The organism is Oryzobacter terrae, assembly GCF_042756445.1.
GTDB classification, from domain to species: domain Bacteria; phylum Actinomycetota; class Actinomycetes; order Actinomycetales; family Dermatophilaceae; genus Oryzobacter; species Oryzobacter terrae.
The window spans coordinates 678,773-694,943 of the sequence record NZ_CP170578.1 but is presented as its reverse complement, the minus strand read 5'-3'; the positions used below and the strand labels follow the sequence as shown (position 1 = coordinate 694,943).

The window sequence follows — 16,171 nt, the reverse complement described above, 5'->3', positions numbered from 1 at the left end:
CTCACCCACCACCGACAGGCCGGCGGGCGCGCGACGGCTCGGTGGCGGGCGCGGCGGCTCAGCGGCGGGTGCGGCGGGTCCCGCCGAGGCGGACGTCGACGACGTAGGCGTCGTGGTCCGACAGGTGCCGCCGCGCGCCCTTCATCTCGACCCGGCGCACCGTGCGCACCGTCGCCGACTCGGGGACGGCGATGTGGTCGATGCTCGACAGGCCCTCGGTGCGGTGGGGGCTCTCGGCGGTGACGACGGTGAGGTCGAGCTTGGCGCAGGCGTCGAGGACGTGCTCGCGCCCCTCGACGCTGCCGGCGCGCTCGGGCCCGCGGAAGGCGTGGTTCCAGTCGCCGCCCCACACCGTGGCACCCCGAGGGAGGGAGCCGGCGAGGCGGCGGGTGACGGCGGCGGTCTTGTCGGCGGTCGTCGAGCCCTCCCACGGCGCCTCCCGGCCGCATGAGCGCCAGGGCAGCACGGAGGAGCAGAAGACCGTGCCGCCGACGACGGCCGCGGCGCTCGCGGGGTGCAGGTCACCGTCCCAGCGCCCGATGACGCGGGCGGTGTCGCGCACGAGGACGGCGGCGTAGTGGCGGCCGGCGACGAGGGGGGCCGACGACCAGTAGGGCAGGTACCCCTCGGGCACGGCGGCCTCGGGCACCTCGGTGAGCAGCCAGACGTCGGCGCTGACCTTGGACAGGGCAGCCTCGACATGGGGGTCCCATCGACCGTCGAGGTTCCATGTCCCCACACGGAGCAGCGTGCTGGTCACGGGGATGGTCTAACAGGCGACCGGCGTCCCGCGCAGGCGAACCGGGGGGACATGGCCCGATCGGCCAGACCTTCGACACGTCGGGCCGGCCGCCTCCCTCAGGCGCGCGGTTGCTGCTGGGTGATGCAGTGGATGCCGCCGCCCCGCTCGAAGAGGGGGCGCGCGTCGACGCCGACGACCCGGCGCCCCTCGTAGGCCCGCTCGAGGACCGCGAGGGAGTCGGCGTCCTGGGGGTCCTCGTAGGTGCAGGCGACGACCCCGTCGTTGACGACGAGGTGGTTGATGTAGGACCAGTCGACCCAGCCCTCGTCGTCCGCCAGGGTCCTCGGGGCCGGGACGCGGACGACCTCGAGCGGCTCGCCACGGGCGTCGCGCGACGACGCGAGCAGCGCCTCGAGCTCGCGGGACACCTCGTGGTCGGGGTGGGCGGGGTCGCCCTGCCAGTGGAGCAGGACGACGCCGGGGGAGGCGAAGGTCGCGACGATGTCGACGTGCCCGCGGGTGCCGAACTCGTCGTAGTCGCGGGTGAGCCCGCAGGGGAGCCAGATGCAGGTGTCGACGCCGATGGTGCGGGCGAGCTCGGCCTCGACGTCGGCTCGGGTCAGCCCGGGGTTGCGCCCGGGGTCGAGCTGGACGGTCTCGGTGAGCAGCACGGTGCCGAGGCCGTCGACGTGGATGCCGCCGCCCTCGTTGACGAGGTCGGACCCGATGCGCAGGGCCCCCGCCCGGTCGGCGACGAACGCCCCGATGCGGGCGTCGCGCTCCCAGCTCGCCCAGGCCTGGGCGCCCCAGCCGTTAAAGACCCAGTCGACCGCACCGAGGGCGCCGTCCGCCCCACGCACGAAGGTGGGCCCGATGTCGCGCATCCACGCGTCGTCGAGGGGTGCCTCGAGCACCTCGATGCCGTGGGCGGTCGGCCCGCCGCGGCCGACCCGGTCGCGGGCGACGTCGGCCGCCGAGGGGTCGGCGACGAGGACGACGGGCTCGAACCCCGCCACGGCCCGGGCCACCGCGGCCCAGGTGCCGCGCGCGACGTCCGCGTCGGCCTCGGTGTCACCGAGGGTGTAGCCGGCCGACGGCCACGCCATCCAGGTGCGCTCGTGCGGCGCCCACTCGGGCGGCATCCGCCACGCGCCGGCCGCCGACATCCTCAGCCCTCCCGGCGGTGCTCGGGACGGACCGGCTCGGCGAGCACGCCGTAGGAGTCGGGCCGCCGCGTCGCGAGGAACGGGAAGAGGTCGAGCCAGTCCTGCCGCTGTGCGAGGTCGAGGTCGGCGACGAGGACGGCGGCCTCGTCACGCGGTGCCCGCACGAGGACCCGCCCGTAGGGGTCGGCGATGAACGAGCTGCCGTAGAAGGTGATGAGCCCCTCGGTGCCGTACCGGTTCGGGACGACGACGAAGACCCCGCTCGCGATGGCGTGCCCGACGATCGTGTGCTCCCACAGCGGCTGGGTGTCGAAGTCGGGGTGGTCGGGCTCGGACCCGATGGCCGTCGGGTACACGAGGACCTGCGCGCCGCCCAGGCTGTAGGCCCGGGCGACCTCGGGGAACCACTCGTCCCAGCACGTGGGCAGGCCGACTCTCATCCGCAGCGCCTCGACGTCGTAGACGGGGTAGGCGTCCTGCGGCGGGCCGTGGCGGAAGTACCTGTCCTCGTAGTAGCCGGCGGTCACGGGGATGTGGGTCTTGCGGGTGCGCCCCACCAGCGTGCCGTCGGGAGCGACGAGCACGGCGGTGTTGAACCCGAGGCCGTCGTCGGACCCGTCGACGGCCGGGGCCTTCTCGTACAGGCTCGCGTGGACGTGCACGCCCGCCGCCGCGGCGGCCTCGCGCGCGAAGGCCATGGTGGGGCCGTCCTCGAGGGACTCGGCCGTGGCGTCGGGACGGCCGGACGGCAGGGCGTCGGCGGGGTAGCGCGACAGGGTGAGCTCGGGGAGGAAGACGACCTCGGCGCCCGCGTCGGCGGCGGTGCGGATGCCCTCGAGGAGGGTGGCGCGCAGGCGGCCCTCGTCGTCGTCCCAGGCGTGCTGGACGAGGCCGACGCGCACCGGCGGCTCGGTGGGCTCGTGGACGCGGGCGAGCGAGGTGGGCACCTCAGCGGCGGTGATCAGGCGCATGCGGGCCAGTATGCCGCCCTCGCGGGGGCACCCACCGCCCGCCGCGGCCCGGCGGCCGGCGTGTACCGTCCCCGCCGTGCGAGTGTCGGAGTTCTGGGCCCGGATGGACGACGAGTTCGGCGCGGCCTACGCGCAGTCCCTCGCCCGCTCCCACGTCATGGCCGCCCTCGGCGACCGCACCGCGGTCGAGGCGCTCGCCTCCGCCGTGCCGCCTCGGGAGGTCTGGCTGGCCCTGTGCGCCGCCATGGACGTCCCCGAGGAGCGCCGCCACGGGCGCCCGGACCCGCGCCGTCCGTGACGCCCTCCTGAGAGCGCTCACAGCGCATCGGTCCATCGTTGTCACCTTTCGGACAGCCGACGTCCTCCCGAGGTGTGGTTGAACAGGAAATCCTCTACCGTCGCGGGCGTGGGTGACGACGTCCTGTTGCGGGCCCGAGGGCTGACGAAGCGCTTCGGCGACTTCACCGCCGTCGACGGCATCGACGTCGACGTCCACCGCGGCGAGGCGTTCGGCTTCCTCGGTCCCAACGGGGCCGGCAAGTCCTCGACGATGCGGATGGTTGGCTGCGTCTCCCCGGTCACCGAGGGCGAGCTGACGATCCTCGGGATGGACCCCGCGACCGACGGCCCCGCCATCCGCGCCCGCCTCGGCGTGTGCCCGCAGCGCGACATCCTCGACGAGGACCTCTCGGTCGAGGAGAACCTCTGGGTCTACGGCCGCTTCTTCGGGCTCTCGCGCTCCGAGGTGCGCGCCCGGGCCGACGAGCTCCTCGACTTCTCCCAGCTCACCGACCGCCGCCACGACCGGGTCGAGCCGCTCTCGGGCGGGATGAAGCGCCGCCTCACCATCGCGCGCTCCCTCATGAACAACCCCGAGGTCCTCCTCCTCGACGAGCCGACGACGGGCCTGGACCCCCAGGCGCGGCACGTGCTCTGGGACCGCCTGTTCCGGCTCAAGCGCGCCGGCGTCACCCTCATCGTCACGACGCACTACATGGACGAGGCCGAGCAGCTGTGCGACCGCCTCGTCGTCATGGACCACGGCCGGATCGTCGCCGAGGGCAGCCCCCGCGAGCTCATCACCTCCTACTCCACCCGCGAGGTCGTCGAGCTGCGCTTCGACCACGACGAGCAGGAGCGCTCGGTCGGCGACGTCGACGGCGTCGGCAAGCGCCTCGAGGTGCTGCCCGACCGCCTCCTCGTCTACACCGAGGACGGTGACGCCGCGCTCGCCGAGATCCACGCCCGCGGGGTCGCCCCGCTGTCCTCGCTCGTGCGCCGCTCCACCCTCGAGGACGTCTTCCTCTTCCTCACCGGCCGGACCCTCGTCGACTGATGTCGACCCCGATCAACCCCACGACGCTCGCGGTCCCGAGCGGGCGACTCGCGCCCGGACCCCGGCCGGCGATGTCCGCGGTCGAGCGCCTCCTCGCGGTGACCGGGCACCACGTCCTCGTCTACCGGCGCACCTGGCGCGCGACGATCATCGAGCGCTTCCTCGCACCGCTGCTGTTCCTGCTCTCGGTGGGACTCGGTGTCGGCGGCCTCGTCGACGGCGGGTCCGGCGGCATCGACGGCACGCCGTACCTCCGGTTCGTCGCGCCCGGGCTCGTCGCGATGCAGGCGATGTGGCTGGCGTTCGGCGAGTCCACCTACGTCGTCATGGGCTACCTGCGGTGGAACCAGATGTACCGGGCGATGCTCGCGGCGCCGCTCGTCGTCGTCGAGGTGCTCGCCGGGCACGTGCTCGTCGTCGCCGTCCACCTCGTCACCGCCTCGGCGATCTTCGTCGTGATGGGGGCGCTGCTCGGCTCCTTCACGTCGTGGTGGGCGCTCGCGATGGTGCCGGCCGCCGCCGCGACCGGCCTCGCCGTGTCGCTGCCGCTGTTCGCGCTGGCCGCCACGGTCGACGACGACAGCGGCTTCGGCGTGGTCAACCGGCTCGTCCTCGCCCCGGTCCTCATGGTCTCGGGCGTCTTCTTCCCGATCGACGCCCTGCCCGCGGTCCTCCAGCCGGTCGGCTGGGTGTCGCCGCTGTGGCACGGCACCGAGCTGTGCCGCGCGTCGGCGACCGGGTCGTGGGAGCCCGGGATGCTCCTCCACGTGGCCTTCCTCGCCGTGTGGCTCGCCGCCGGCTGGTGGCTGGCCCGCCGGCAGTTCACCCGCAGGCTCGTCGAGTGAGCGCCCTCGACACCGCCGTCCGCGGCTCGCGAGCGCTGCCCTTCCCCGCCGGGGCCGGGCTGGCGCGCTTCGTCGTGGCCCGCAACTACACGGCCTTCCGGCGCGCCTGGCTCATCTTCATCTCGGGCTTCGCCGAGCCGGTGCTCTACCTGTTCTCGCTCGGGGTGGGCCTCGGCGCCCTCATCGGTACCGTGACGACCGACGCCGGGACCGAGGTGCCGTACGCGGTGTTCGTCGCCCCGGCGATGCTCGCGACGTCGGCGATGAACGGGGCCGTGTTCGACAGCACCTTCAACGTCTTCTTCAAGCTGCGCTACGCCCGGCTCTACGACGCGATGCTCGCGACCCCCGTCGGGCCGCGCGACATCGCCGTCGGCGAGATCACCTGGTCGATGCTGCGCGGCACCGTGTACTCCGCGATCTTCGTCATCGTGGCGCTGGCCGCCGGGTTCGTCCGCTCGTGGTGGGCCCTGCTCGCGCTGCCGGCCGCCGTCCTCATCGGGTTCGCCTTCTCGGCCGTCGGGATGTGGGCGACGACGTACATGTCGTCGTGGCAGCACTTCGAGTACATCACCCTCGTGGTGCAGCCGATGTTCCTCTTCTCGGCGACGTTCTTCCCGCTCGGGGTGTACCCGCCCGTCCTCCAGTGGGTCGTCCAGGCGACGCCGCTCTACCACGCGGTCTCGCTGGAGCGGGAGCTGATGCTGGGGGAGGTCTCGGGGGGGATCCTCGGGCACGTGGCGTACCTGCTCGTCCTCGTCGCCGTGGGGGTCGTCGGCGCCTCCCGCCGGATCGAGAAGCTGCTCCTCACCTGAGGCCGGTGCGTCGCGCTCGCAGGTCTCGACAGGTCAGTGGGTCCTGGAGGACAGTGATGCGATGTCCGTCGCGCCCGCGCTCCCGGCCCTCCACGACCCGGCGCTGCCGGGCTTCGTCACCGACGGCGGTCTCGAGACCGACCTGATCTTCCACCACGGTGTCGACCTGCCGCAGTTCGCGGCGTTCCCGCTCGTCGACGACGCGGCCGGCCGCGACCTCCTCACGACGTACTACGACGGGTACGCGCGCGTGGCGGCGGCGGCCTCGGCCGGGCTGCTCGTCGAGACCCCCACGTGGCGGGCGAACCCCGACTGGGCGGCCCTCGTCGGGTACGACGCCGGCGCCCTCGCCCGGGTCAACGCCGACGCGGTCGGCCTGGCCCGCTCGCTGGCCGACCGCTACGCCGCCGACGTGCCCGCGGTCCTCGTCGTGGGGACGGTCGGGCCGTGGGGCGACGGGTACGTCGTCGGCGAGGCCGTCACCGCCGAGCAGGCACGCGACTACCACGCCGCCCAGGTCGGCGCGCTCGCCGGCGCCGACCTCGTCGCCGCCTACACCCTGACGACCGCGGCGGAGGCCGTCGGCGCCGTCCTCGCGGCCCGCGGGGCCGGGGTGCCGGTGGCCGTGTCGTTCACGGTGGAGACCGACGGGCGCCTGCCCGACGGCTCGACCCTCTCCGCGGCCGTCGCGGCGGTCGAGGAGGCGGCGCCCCCGGACCACTTCCTCGTCAACTGCGCGCACCCGACCCACGTCCTCGCCGGGCTCGACGGCGGCGCGTGGCAGGAGCGCGTCCTCGGCACGCGGGTCAACGCCTCCACCCTCAGCCACGCCGAGCTCGACGCCGCCGAGGACCTGGACGACGGCGACCCCGCGCGGCTGCGGGCAGAGCAGGAGCAGCTCGCCGGGCAGCTGACCCGGCTGCGCGTCGTCGGCGGCTGCTGCGGGACCGACGTGCGCCACGTCGCGTCGCTGTGGGGCGTCCCCGGGGCCGCCGGGGCGTGAGCCGGCCGGTGGCGGCTCAGCCCGCGCGGAACGGGTGCGGGCGGCCGTGCGTCGCCTCGTGCCACCCGAGGTACCCCTCGACGGCCGTCGGCAGGGTCGGGAAGATCCGCTCCGTCCCGACGGCCTCCACCAGGTGCGCCGCCTGGAGGTCGTCGAGGAGGTCCTGCTTGACCCGCGCGAGGGCGAGGACGACCCCGCGCTCGTCGAGCTCGCGGTGCAGCCGGGCGAGGGCGTCCAGGCTCGTGAGGTCGACCTCGACGACGGCCTCGGCGTTGAGGACGAGCCACTCGACGGCGTCCTGCGCGTCGTCGACGGCCGCGAGGGCGCGGCGGTGGAAGTCCTCGGCGTTGGCGAAGAAGAGGGGTGAGTCGTACCGGTACACGACGAGTCCCGGGACCTGGCGGGCCTCGGGGTAGTCGTCGACGTCGTGCATCCCCGCGATGCCGGGCACGTACCCGAGGACGCCGTCGTGGGGCCGCGCGACGCGGCGCAGGAGGTCGCCGAGCGAGAGGGCGACGGCGAGGAGGATCCCGTTGAGGGCGCCGAGGGCGAAGACGCCGAGCGTCGTCGCGACGAGGAGGGCGAGCTCGCTGCGCCGGAACCGCGCCACCCGCCGGATCTCCGCGACGTCGACGAGCCGGATCGCGGCGTAGACGACGAGGGCCCCCAGCGCCGCCTTCGGGAACGCGGCGATGACGGGCGCGAGGGCCAGCACCGCGACGAGGACGGTGCCGAGGGTGACGAGCGAGGCGAGCTGGGTGCGGCTGCCCATCGAGTCGCCGATGGCGGTGCGGCTGCCGCTGCTGCTCACCGGGAAGCCCGAGAGCAGGCCGCCGGCGATGTTCGCGGCGCCGAGGGCGAGGAACTCCTGGTCGGCGTCGATGCGCTCGCCGCGCCGGTCGCCGAAGGCCCGCGCCGTGAGGACGTTGTCGGAGTACGCGACGACGGCGATGCCGAGCGCCGGCCCGAGCATCGACAGGACCGACCCGGGGGACAGGTCGGGCAGGGTCAGGCGGGGGAGGGTGGTGGGGAGGGCGCCGACGGTCTCGACGCCGACGTCGCGCAGCCCGAGGGCGGCGACGGCCGCGGCGCCGAGGAGGACGGCGAGGAGCGGGGTGGGCAGCCGCGGCCAGCGGTGCGACACGAGGAGGAGCAGGACGAGGAGGGTCACGCCGAGCGCGACGGTGGGGCCGTGGGCGTCGCCGACGCCGCGCACGACGTCCCAGACCTGCTCGGGGAGCGAGCCGTCGCCGACCGGGATGCCGGTGAGGGTGTCGAGCTGGCTGACGACCATGAGGACGGCGACCCCGGCGAGGTAGCCGACGAGCACCGGGCGCGAGAGCAGGTCGGCGAGGAAGCCGAGGCCGAGGAGCCAGCCGACGAGGCAGAGCACCCCGGTGACGACGGCGAGGGCGGCGGCCAGCGCCGCGTACTCGTCGGGACCGCTGACGCCGAGCGCCGCGACCGCCGTGGCCGTCATGAGCGCGGTCGTCGACTCGGGGCCGACGGAGAGCTGGCGCGAGGAGCCGAGCACCGCGTAGAGCAGGGTGGGCCCGACGATCGCGAGCAGCCCGGTCGCCGGGGGGAGGCCCGCGATCTGCGCGTAGGCCATGACCTGGGGGACGAGGTAGGCGGCGACGGTGACCCCGGCGAGGAGGTCGCCCCGCAGCCAGGGGCGCTCGTAGCCCCGCAGGGTCGTGAGACCGGGCAGCGAACGGGCGGCGGACAGCCTCCGGCGGGAGGAGAGGGGCCGCTCGTAGCCGTCGGCGGTGGGCACGGGGCGATTCGACCACACCGCACCGGCGTGTCGCGGGGCAATCCGGTGGGTCGAACACGTGTTCGGCTACTGTCGTCCACAGGTGGCGACGCCGAGAGCACTCGTCCACAGGTCCACGGCAGCCCGGGACGCTGTCGGTGCCACCACCTAGCGTCTGACCAAGACCACGCGAGAAGTCCGACCGCGCGGGTTGGTCGCCGGTGGGCGCGCTCGACGCTCGACACGAAAGAACAGGTGTGACATGGCTGGTACTCGCGGAGCAGTGATGCCCAACCCGGTGGCCGCGGCCAACGGTGGGGAGAAGGACAAGGCCCTCTCCTCGGTGATGGCGCAGATCGAGAAGCAGCACGGCAAGGGTGCCGTCATGCGCCTCGGCGACGACGTCCGTCCCCCGATCGAGGTCATCCCGACCGGGTCGATCGCCCTCGACGTCGCGCTCGGCATCGGCGGGCTGCCCCGCGGCCGGGTCGTCGAGATCTACGGCCCGGAGAGCTCGGGCAAGACGACCGTGGCCCTCCACGCCGTCGCCAACGCGCAGAAGGCCGGGGGCATCGCCGCGTTCATCGACGCCGAGCACGCGCTCGACCCCGAGTACGCCAAGGCGCTCGGCGTCGACACCGACGCGCTCCTCGTCTCCCAGCCCGACACGGGGGAGCAGGCCCTCGAGATCGCCGACATGCTCATCCGCTCCGGCGCCCTCGACATCATCGTCATCGACTCCGTGGCGGCCCTCGTGCCCCGCGCCGAGATCGAGGGCGAGATGGGCGACAGCCACGTCGGCCTCCAGGCCCGCCTCATGTCCCAGGCGCTGCGCAAGATCACCGGGGCCCTCAACACCACCGGCACGACGGCGATCTTCATCAACCAGCTCCGCGAGAAGATCGGCGTGATGTTCGGCTCGCCCGAGACGACGACCGGTGGCAAGGCGCTGAAGTTCTACGCCTCGGTCCGCCTCGACGTCCGGCGCATCGAGACCCTCAAGGACGGCACCGACGCGGTCGGCAACCGCACCCGCTGCAAGGTCGTGAAGAACAAGGTGAGCCCGCCGTTCAAGCAGGCCGAGTTCGACATCCTCTACGGGCAGGGCATCTCCCGCGAGGGCGGCCTCATCGACATGGGCGTCGACCACGGCTTCGTCCGCAAGGCCGGCGCCTGGTACACGATGGACGGCGACCAGCTGGGCCAGGGCAAGGAGAACGCCCGCGCCTTCCTCAAGGACAACCCCGACCTCGCCGACGAGCTCGAGAAGAACATCAAGGTCAAGCTCGGCATCGGGCAGCCGCGCGTCGAGGCCGTCGTCGTGCCCGAGGTCCCCGTCGACTTCTGAGCCGACCTCCCGGACCGACCGCGATGACGTTCGCCGACCCCGCGACCCCGCCGCCCGACTGGGCGGTGGGGTCGCGGGGCGTCGCGCCTCCCGATCCCGAGGCCGACCCCCGCACCCGTGGCGAGGCCGTCGACCCGCACGACTGGGCCCGCCAGATCGTGCTGCGCCAGCTGACCGCCGCCCCGCGGTCGCGCTCGCAGCTCGAGCAGGTGCTGCGGCGCAAGGAGTGCCCCGACGACGTCGCCTGCGCGGTCCTGAACCGGATGGAGGAGGTCGGCCTTGTCGACGACGAGGCCTACGCCGGGATGCTCGTCCGCTCCCAGCAGGCCGGACGGGGCCTGGCGCGGCGCGCGCTCGCCCAGGAGCTGCGGCGCAAGGGCGTCGACGACGACACGGCCCGCGCCGCCCTCGACGAGGTCGACCCGGCCGACGAGGAGGACCGCGCCCGCCAGCTCGTCGCGAAGAAGATGCGCTCGATGCACGGGCTCGAGCCCGTCGTGCAGACCCGGCGCCTGGCCGGGATGCTCGCCCGCAAGGGCTACCCCTCCGACGTCGCGATGCGCGTCGTCCGCGAGGCCGTGCGCGAGGCCCCGGAGCACCAGCGCGACTGACGCGCCCCGGCCGCCCGCGGGTCAGAGGGAGTGGAGCGGGCGCTGACCCGGAGGCAGGGAGTCGGCCGGGACGATCCGCTTGCCGTAGGGCACGAGGGAGACCGGCAGCATCTTGAGGTTCGCCACGGCGAGCGGGATCCCGATGATGGTGATCGCCTGCGCGACGGCCGTGAGCAGGTGGCCCAGGGCCAGCCACCAGCCGGCGAGGACGACCCACACGACGTTGAGCAGCACCGATCCCGCACCGGCTCCCTCCTGGGCCACGACCGCGCGACCGAAGGGCCACAGGGCGTAGCTCGCCATCCGGAACGAGGCGACGCCGAGCGGGATCGTCACGACGAGGACGCAGAACACGACCCCCGCGAGGGCATAACCCAGCGCGAGCCAGAGCCCGCCGAAGACGAGCCAGACGAGGTTGAGCAGGGTCCGCACGGGAGTCCTTCCGGGAGAGTGGTTCTCGCCCGGCCCAACGACACGTCGGGGTCGTGGCGTTCCCGACCGCGCCTGCGAGGGCCGGGAAACGTGGCGGTGACACGTCCGTGATGACAGGTTCACGCGGTGGCCATAGGTTCGTCACGTGAGCGAGCAGGGAGCCGAGGCGGGAAGCAGCAGCCTCTTCGAGGAGTACCGGCTCGGCGCCGCCTGGGACGAGATGCTCTCCGAACCCGGGTCGCCGCGGACGGCGTACAAGCCGGTCTTCCACACCCTCCGGGCGATGACGGGCCAGACGCTCAAGGAGCGCGCCGACACCCTCGCCCGCTCCTACCTCGACCAGGGCGTGACGTTCGACTACGCGGGCGAGGAGCGACCGTTCCCGCTCGACGCCGTCCCGCGGGTCATCTCGGCCCACGAGTGGCAGGTCATCGAGTCGGGCGTCGTCCAGCGGGTCACGGCCCTCGAGTCCTTCCTCGACGACATCTACTCGCGCGAGGGCGAGATCCCGCGCGCGGTCCACGAGGGCGTCATCCCGTGGCGCCTCATCGCCAGCTCGAGCCACTACCACCGCGCGGTCATGGGCATCCGCCCGAGCAACGGCGTGCGGGTCCACGTCAGCGGCGTCGACCTCATCCGCGACGAGGAGGGCACCTTCCGCGTCCTCGAGGACAACGTCCGCGTCCCGTCCGGCGTCAGCTACGTCATCGCCAACCGCCGCGCGATGGCCAACGTCTTCCCCGAGGCCTTCGCGACGATGCGGATCCGCCCGGTCCACGACTACCCCCGCATGCTCCTCGCCGCGTTGCGCGCTGCCGCGCCCGACGGCGCGAGCGACCCGACGGTCGTCGTCCTCACGCCGGGGGTCTTCAACTCGGCGTACTTCGAGCACGCCCTCCTCGCCCGGATGATGGGCGTCGAGCTCGTCGAGGGCCGTGACCTCGTCTGCGTCGGCGGCCAGGTGCGGATGCGCACGACGACCGGCGACAAGCCGGTCGACGTCATCTACCGCCGGGTCGACGACGAGTTCCTCGACCCGGTGCACTTCCGCGGCGACTCCGTCCTCGGGGTGGCCGGCCTGGTCTCGGCGATGCGCAGCGGACGCGTGACGGTGGCGAACGCCATCGGCAACGGCGTGGCCGACGACAAGCTCATCTACTCCTACCTGCCCGAGCTCATCCGGTTCTACCTCGACGAGGACCCCGTCCTCGGCAACGTCGACACCTTCCGGTGCGAGGAGCCCCACGTGCTCTCGCACGTCCTCGCGAACCTCCACGAGATGGTCGTCAAGCCGGTCGACGGGTCCGGCGGCAAGGGCCTGGTCGTCGGGCCGAAGGCCGATGCCGCCACCCTCGAGCGCCTCCGCGGCCGGATCGAGGCCGACCCGCGCGGCTGGATCGCCCAGCCCGTCGTCCAGCTCTCGACGGTCCCGACCTTCATCGACGGCCACCTCGCGCCCCGCCACGTCGACCTGCGGCCGTTCGCCGTCAACGACGGGGAGCGGGTGCGGGTCCTGCCCGGTGGCCTCACCCGGGTCGCGCTCCCCGAGGGCGAGCTCGTCGTCAACTCCAGCCAGGGCGGCGGCAGCAAGGACACCTGGGTGCTGTCCGACCGGCGTCCGGCCGGCAACGCCCCGACCCGGCTGCCCGACAACCGCGAGGTCGTCGTCATGAGCGCGCCGACGGCCTCGCACGAGGACAGCATGCGCGAGCAGCAGCAGCAACAACAACAACAAGAGCAGCAGCAGCAGGAGCAGCAGCAGGAGCCGGAGCGGACGCGGGCGGCGGCGACCCGGGACGCCGGGGGTCCCTCGTGCTGAGCCGCATCGCCGAGTCGCTCTTCTGGATCGGCCGGTACACCGAGCGCGCCGACGGCACCGCGCGCATCGTCGACGTCCTGCGCCTGCAGCTCCTCGAGGACCCGGGCGCCGACGAGGTGCTCGCCTCGAACACCGTCCTCTCGGTCATCATGGGCATGCCGTGGGACGGCGAGGCGACCTTCGGCGACGTCAGCTCGGCCCTCGTCTTCGACCGGTCCAACGCGAGCTCGATCACCGGGGCCTGGTTCGCCGCCCGCGAGAACGCCCGTCGCGCCCGCGAGACCCTGTCCACCGAGCTGTGGGAGGCCATCAACACGACGTGGCACCGCTGGAACGGGTTCGGGCGCACCGTCGCCACCGAACGCCACCTGTCGTGGGCGCGTGAGCGCGCGGCCCTCGTCTCGGGCATCGCCGACTCGACGATGTCGCACGACGAGGCGTGGGACTTCCTCGTCCTCGGGCGCAGCCTCGAGCGGGCCGACATGACCGCCCGGCTCGTCGCGACCGGCGCGATGCCGCGCGGGGGTGCCCCCTGGTCAGTCGTGCTGTCGAGCTGCGGTGCGCAACAGGCGTTCATGCGCAGCCAGCGTGGGCTGCTCAGCGACGACGCGGCCGCCGCCTTCCTCGTCCTCGACCGCGAGTTCCCGCGATCGGTGTTCTTCGCCCTCTCCGAGGCCGAGCGCCGCCTCGCCGCCCTCTCGCCGCCGCAGGCCGAGCGGATCGGGGTGTCCGACGAGGCGCGGCGCCAGCTCGGGCGGATCCGGACCTCGCTGGAGTTCCGGGCCACCTCCGACGTCATCGCCGACCTGCCGGCCCAGATGCTCCGCGTCCAGGGCGCCGTCATGGCCGGGTCGCACGCGATCGCGGGCCGCTACTTCCAGTCGGGCCCGCTGACGACGTGGACCAAGGACGGGGTGTTCTGATGCGCCGCTACCGCATCGTCCACACGACCTCGCTCACCTACGAGCGCGGGGTCCGGGCCGCCCACAACGAGCTGCGGATGACGCCGCTCAACGAGGCCGGCCAGACGACCCTCGAGAACCGGATCCGGATCCGCCCGATGACCTGGAGCCACGTCTACCGCGACCACTGGGGCACCCACGTCATGGCGATGGAGAGCCTCGCCGAGCACTCGCGCCTGGACATCGAGGCGATCTCGACCGTCGAGCGGGTGCCCGTCGAGCCGCACCGGACCGCGCTCGACTGGACCGCCGTGCGCGACCGCGCCGTGCAGGACCGCAGCTTCGAGTGGCTCATGCTCTCGGCGCGGACCCGCCCCGGGTCCGGCATCACCGAGCTCGCCGAGGCGGTGCGGGGATCCGCGACGCCGCGCGAGGCCGCCACCGGGCTGTCCGACCTCGTCCGCCAGGAGATGCGCTACCAGCGGGGGGTCACCGGCGTGCACAGCCGCGGCGAGGACGCCTGGGCCGAGCGGGCGGGCGTGTGCCAGGACTTCGCCCACATCACGATCGGCGCGCTGCGCACCCTCGGGATCCCGGCGCGGTACGTCTCGGGCTACCTCGTGCCCACGCGCGACGCCGCCGTCGGCGAGACCTCGACGGGCGAGAGCCACGCCTGGGTCGAGTTCTGGGACGACGGGTGGGTCCCCCTCGACCCGACCAACGGCACCGAGGTCTCGACCGACCACGTCGTCGTCGCCCGTGGCCGCGACTACGAGGACGTCCCCCCGTTCAAGGGGATCTACTCGGGACGGGCCGCCGCGACCCTCGAGGTGAGCGTCGCCATCACCCGCCTCGCCTGACGCTGATTCCCGGCGGTGGCGTCCGGCGGCTTACCCTTGACCCGCCATGACTGCAGCGAAGACCTACGACGTGCGCACCCACGGGTGCCAGATGAACGTCCACGACTCCGAGCGCCTCGCGGGCCTGCTCGAGACCGCCGGCTACGTCGACCTCGCGAGCGTGCCCGAGGGTGAGCGCCCGGCGATCGCCGACGTCGTCGTCTTCAACACGTGCGCGGTGCGCGAGAACGCCGACAACAAGCTCTACGGCAACCTGGGGCAGCTGCGCCCGGCCAAGACCGCGAACCCCGACCTCCAGATCGCGGTCGGCGGCTGCATGGCGCAGAAGGACCGCGAGACGATCGTCGAGCGGGCCCCGTGGGTCGACGTCGTCTTCGGCACCCACAACATCGGCAGCCTCCCGGCCCTGCTCGACCGGGCGCGCCACAACAAGCGCGCCGAGGTCGAGATCCTCGAGTCGCTCGAGACCTTCCCCTCCACCCTCCCGACCCGGCGCGACCAGGCCTTCGCCGGCTGGGTGTCGATCTCGGTGGGCTGCAACAACACGTGCACGTTCTGCATCGTCCCCAGCCTGCGCGGCAAGGAGCAGGACCGGCGGCCGGGCGACGTCCTCGCCGAGGTCGAGGCGCTCGTCGCGCAGGGCGTCGTCGAGGTCACCCTGCTGGGCCAGAACGTCAACACCTACGGCGTGGAGTTCGGCGACCGGCTCGCCTTCGGCAAGCTGCTGCGGGCCTGCGGCGAGGTCGAGGGCCTGGAGCGGGTGCGCTTCACCAGCCCCCACCCGGCGGCCTTCACCGACGACGTCATCGCCGCGATGGCCGAGACGCCCAACGTCATGCCGAGCCTGCACATGCCGCTGCAGTCGGGGTCCGACCGCGTCCTGCGGGAGATGCGCCGCTCCTACCGCAGCGAGAGGTTCCTCGGCATCATCGACAAGGTCCGCGCCGCCATCCCGGACGCCGCGATCACGACCGACCTCATCGTCGGGTTCCCCGGGGAGACCGAGGAGGACTTCGCGCAGACCCTGCGGGTCGTCGAGGCGTCACGCTTCTCGAGCGCGTTCACGTTCCAGTACTCGATCCGGGCCGGGACGCCGGCGGCCACGATGCCCGACCAGGTCCCCAAGGCCGTCGTGCAGGAGCGCTTCGAGCGCCTCATCGCCCTCCAGGAGAAGGTGTCGTGGGCCGAGAACCGACGCGTCGAGGGGCGCGAGGTCGAGGTGCTCGTGGCACCGGGGGAGGGCCGCAAGGACGGCGAGACGGCCCGGATCAGCGGCCGGGCGCGGGACAACCGGCTCGTCCACGTTGCGGTGCCCGACGGCGCACCGCGTCCCCGACCCGGTGACGTCGTCACCGCGGGTGTCACGTACGGGGCCCCCCACCACCTCGTCGCCGACAGCGGCGTGCGAGGTGGGGTCTACGCGGTGCGACGCACCGCAGGTGGTGACGCGTGGGAGCGGCTCCAGGCCGCCCCGGTCCCCGGCAAGCCCCCGGTCTCGCTCGGGATCCCCACGCTCGGCGTCCCGGCGGCTCCCCAGCCGTCGGCCCCCGCCTGTGCGGTCTGAG

At 73.5% G+C, this 16,171-nt stretch carries 16 protein-coding genes; 11 read left to right on the top strand and 5 right to left on the bottom strand.

What is annotated here, in order from left to right; translation table 11 throughout:
* Nucleotides 1–58: 58 nt before the first annotated feature.
* The 3 genes from ACFWN3_RS03305 to ACFWN3_RS03295 form a co-directional block, all read right to left on the bottom strand.
* Nucleotides 59–760 (bottom strand): endonuclease/exonuclease/phosphatase family protein, encoded by a 702-nt coding sequence (locus ACFWN3_RS03305; RefSeq protein ID WP_377643407.1) that lies wholly within the window; start codon nucleotides 758–760, stop codon nucleotides 59–61.
* 98 nt (nucleotides 761–858) lie between these two features.
* Nucleotides 859–1,908 carry an agmatine/peptidylarginine deiminase gene (locus tag ACFWN3_RS03300; protein WP_377643405.1) on the bottom strand — a complete coding sequence of 350 codons (1,050 nt, stop codon included), beginning with the start codon at nucleotides 1,906–1,908 and terminating at the stop codon, nucleotides 859–861.
* A 2-nt stretch (nucleotides 1,909–1,910) separates the two neighbouring features.
* Nucleotides 1,911–2,879 (bottom strand): nitrilase-related carbon-nitrogen hydrolase, encoded by a 969-nt coding sequence (locus ACFWN3_RS03295; protein ID WP_377643404.1) that lies wholly within the window; start codon nucleotides 2,877–2,879, stop codon nucleotides 1,911–1,913.
* 76 nt (nucleotides 2,880–2,955) lie between these two features.
* On the opposite strand from ACFWN3_RS03295, the gene ACFWN3_RS03290 reads away from it, so the two are divergent.
* From ACFWN3_RS03290 to ACFWN3_RS03270, 5 genes are all read left to right on the top strand, one after another.
* The gene (locus tag ACFWN3_RS03290) at nucleotides 2,956–3,177 is read left to right on the top strand and encodes a DUF3046 domain-containing protein (RefSeq protein ID WP_377643402.1); all 222 of its coding nucleotides are present in this window, start codon (nucleotides 2,956–2,958) and stop codon (nucleotides 3,175–3,177) included.
* A gap of 108 nt (nucleotides 3,178–3,285) precedes the next feature.
* Nucleotides 3,286–4,215 (top strand): ABC transporter ATP-binding protein, encoded by a 930-nt coding sequence (locus tag ACFWN3_RS03285; RefSeq protein ID WP_377643400.1) that lies wholly within the window; start codon nucleotides 3,286–3,288, stop codon nucleotides 4,213–4,215.
* Nucleotides 4,215–5,060 carry an ABC transporter permease gene (locus ACFWN3_RS03280; protein WP_377643398.1) on the top strand — a complete coding sequence of 282 codons (846 nt, stop codon included), beginning with the start codon at nucleotides 4,215–4,217 and terminating at the stop codon, nucleotides 5,058–5,060. Before ACFWN3_RS03285 ends, ACFWN3_RS03280 begins: the two co-directional genes overlap by 1 nt.
* Nucleotides 5,057–5,875, top strand: a complete 819-nt coding sequence (locus ACFWN3_RS03275; RefSeq protein ID WP_377643396.1) for an ABC transporter permease — start codon at nucleotides 5,057–5,059, stop codon at nucleotides 5,873–5,875. Before ACFWN3_RS03280 ends, ACFWN3_RS03275 begins: the two co-directional genes overlap by 4 nt.
* Before the next feature lie 61 nt (nucleotides 5,876–5,936).
* Nucleotides 5,937–6,878: a homocysteine S-methyltransferase family protein gene (locus tag ACFWN3_RS03270; RefSeq protein ID WP_377643394.1), complete on the top strand. Its 942-nt coding sequence runs from the start codon at nucleotides 5,937–5,939 to the stop codon at nucleotides 6,876–6,878.
* 16 nt (nucleotides 6,879–6,894) lie between these two features.
* Here the strand turns inward: ACFWN3_RS03270 and ACFWN3_RS03265 are convergent, their stop codons facing one another.
* A complete protein-coding gene (locus tag ACFWN3_RS03265) occupies nucleotides 6,895–8,655 on the bottom strand; it encodes a SulP family inorganic anion transporter (protein WP_377643393.1) in 1,761 nt (586 codons plus the stop codon).
* A gap of 265 nt (nucleotides 8,656–8,920) precedes the next feature.
* On the opposite strand from ACFWN3_RS03265, the gene recA reads away from it, so the two are divergent.
* Both recA and ACFWN3_RS03255 read left to right on the top strand, forming a co-directional pair.
* A complete protein-coding gene (recA, locus tag ACFWN3_RS03260; RefSeq protein WP_377643391.1) occupies nucleotides 8,921–9,982 on the top strand; it encodes a recombinase RecA in 1,062 nt (353 codons plus the stop codon).
* 23 nt (nucleotides 9,983–10,005) lie between these two features.
* Nucleotides 10,006–10,593, top strand: a complete 588-nt coding sequence (locus tag ACFWN3_RS03255) for a regulatory protein RecX (protein ID WP_377643389.1) — start codon at nucleotides 10,006–10,008, stop codon at nucleotides 10,591–10,593.
* 21 nt (nucleotides 10,594–10,614) lie between these two features.
* On the opposite strand, the gene ACFWN3_RS03250 is transcribed toward ACFWN3_RS03255, so the two are convergent.
* Nucleotides 10,615–11,025 carry a YccF domain-containing protein gene (locus tag ACFWN3_RS03250; RefSeq protein ID WP_377643388.1) on the bottom strand — a complete coding sequence of 137 codons (411 nt, stop codon included), beginning with the start codon at nucleotides 11,023–11,025 and terminating at the stop codon, nucleotides 10,615–10,617.
* Nucleotides 11,026–11,245: 220 nt separating this feature from the next.
* Between ACFWN3_RS03250 and ACFWN3_RS03245 the strand changes: the two genes are divergently transcribed.
* Genes ACFWN3_RS03245 through miaB form a run of 4 tightly spaced genes read left to right on the top strand, consistent with a single transcriptional unit; the run spans nucleotide 11,246 to nucleotide 16,170 of the window.
* Nucleotides 11,246–12,844: a circularly permuted type 2 ATP-grasp protein gene (locus ACFWN3_RS03245; RefSeq protein ID WP_377645515.1), complete on the top strand. Its 1,599-nt coding sequence runs from the start codon at nucleotides 11,246–11,248 to the stop codon at nucleotides 12,842–12,844.
* Nucleotides 12,838–13,767 carry an alpha-E domain-containing protein gene (locus ACFWN3_RS03240; protein ID WP_377643386.1) on the top strand — a complete coding sequence of 310 codons (930 nt, stop codon included), beginning with the start codon at nucleotides 12,838–12,840 and terminating at the stop codon, nucleotides 13,765–13,767. Before ACFWN3_RS03245 ends, ACFWN3_RS03240 begins: the two co-directional genes overlap by 7 nt.
* Nucleotides 13,767–14,606 carry a transglutaminase domain-containing protein gene (locus ACFWN3_RS03235; RefSeq protein WP_377643382.1) on the top strand — a complete coding sequence of 280 codons (840 nt, stop codon included), beginning with the start codon at nucleotides 13,767–13,769 and terminating at the stop codon, nucleotides 14,604–14,606. The genes ACFWN3_RS03240 and ACFWN3_RS03235 overlap by 1 nt, the downstream gene beginning before the upstream one ends.
* Before the next feature lie 46 nt (nucleotides 14,607–14,652).
* Nucleotides 14,653–16,170 (top strand): tRNA (N6-isopentenyl adenosine(37)-C2)-methylthiotransferase MiaB, encoded by a 1,518-nt coding sequence (gene miaB, locus ACFWN3_RS03230; RefSeq protein WP_377643380.1) that lies wholly within the window; start codon nucleotides 14,653–14,655, stop codon nucleotides 16,168–16,170.
* Nucleotide 16,171 lies beyond the last annotated feature (1 nt).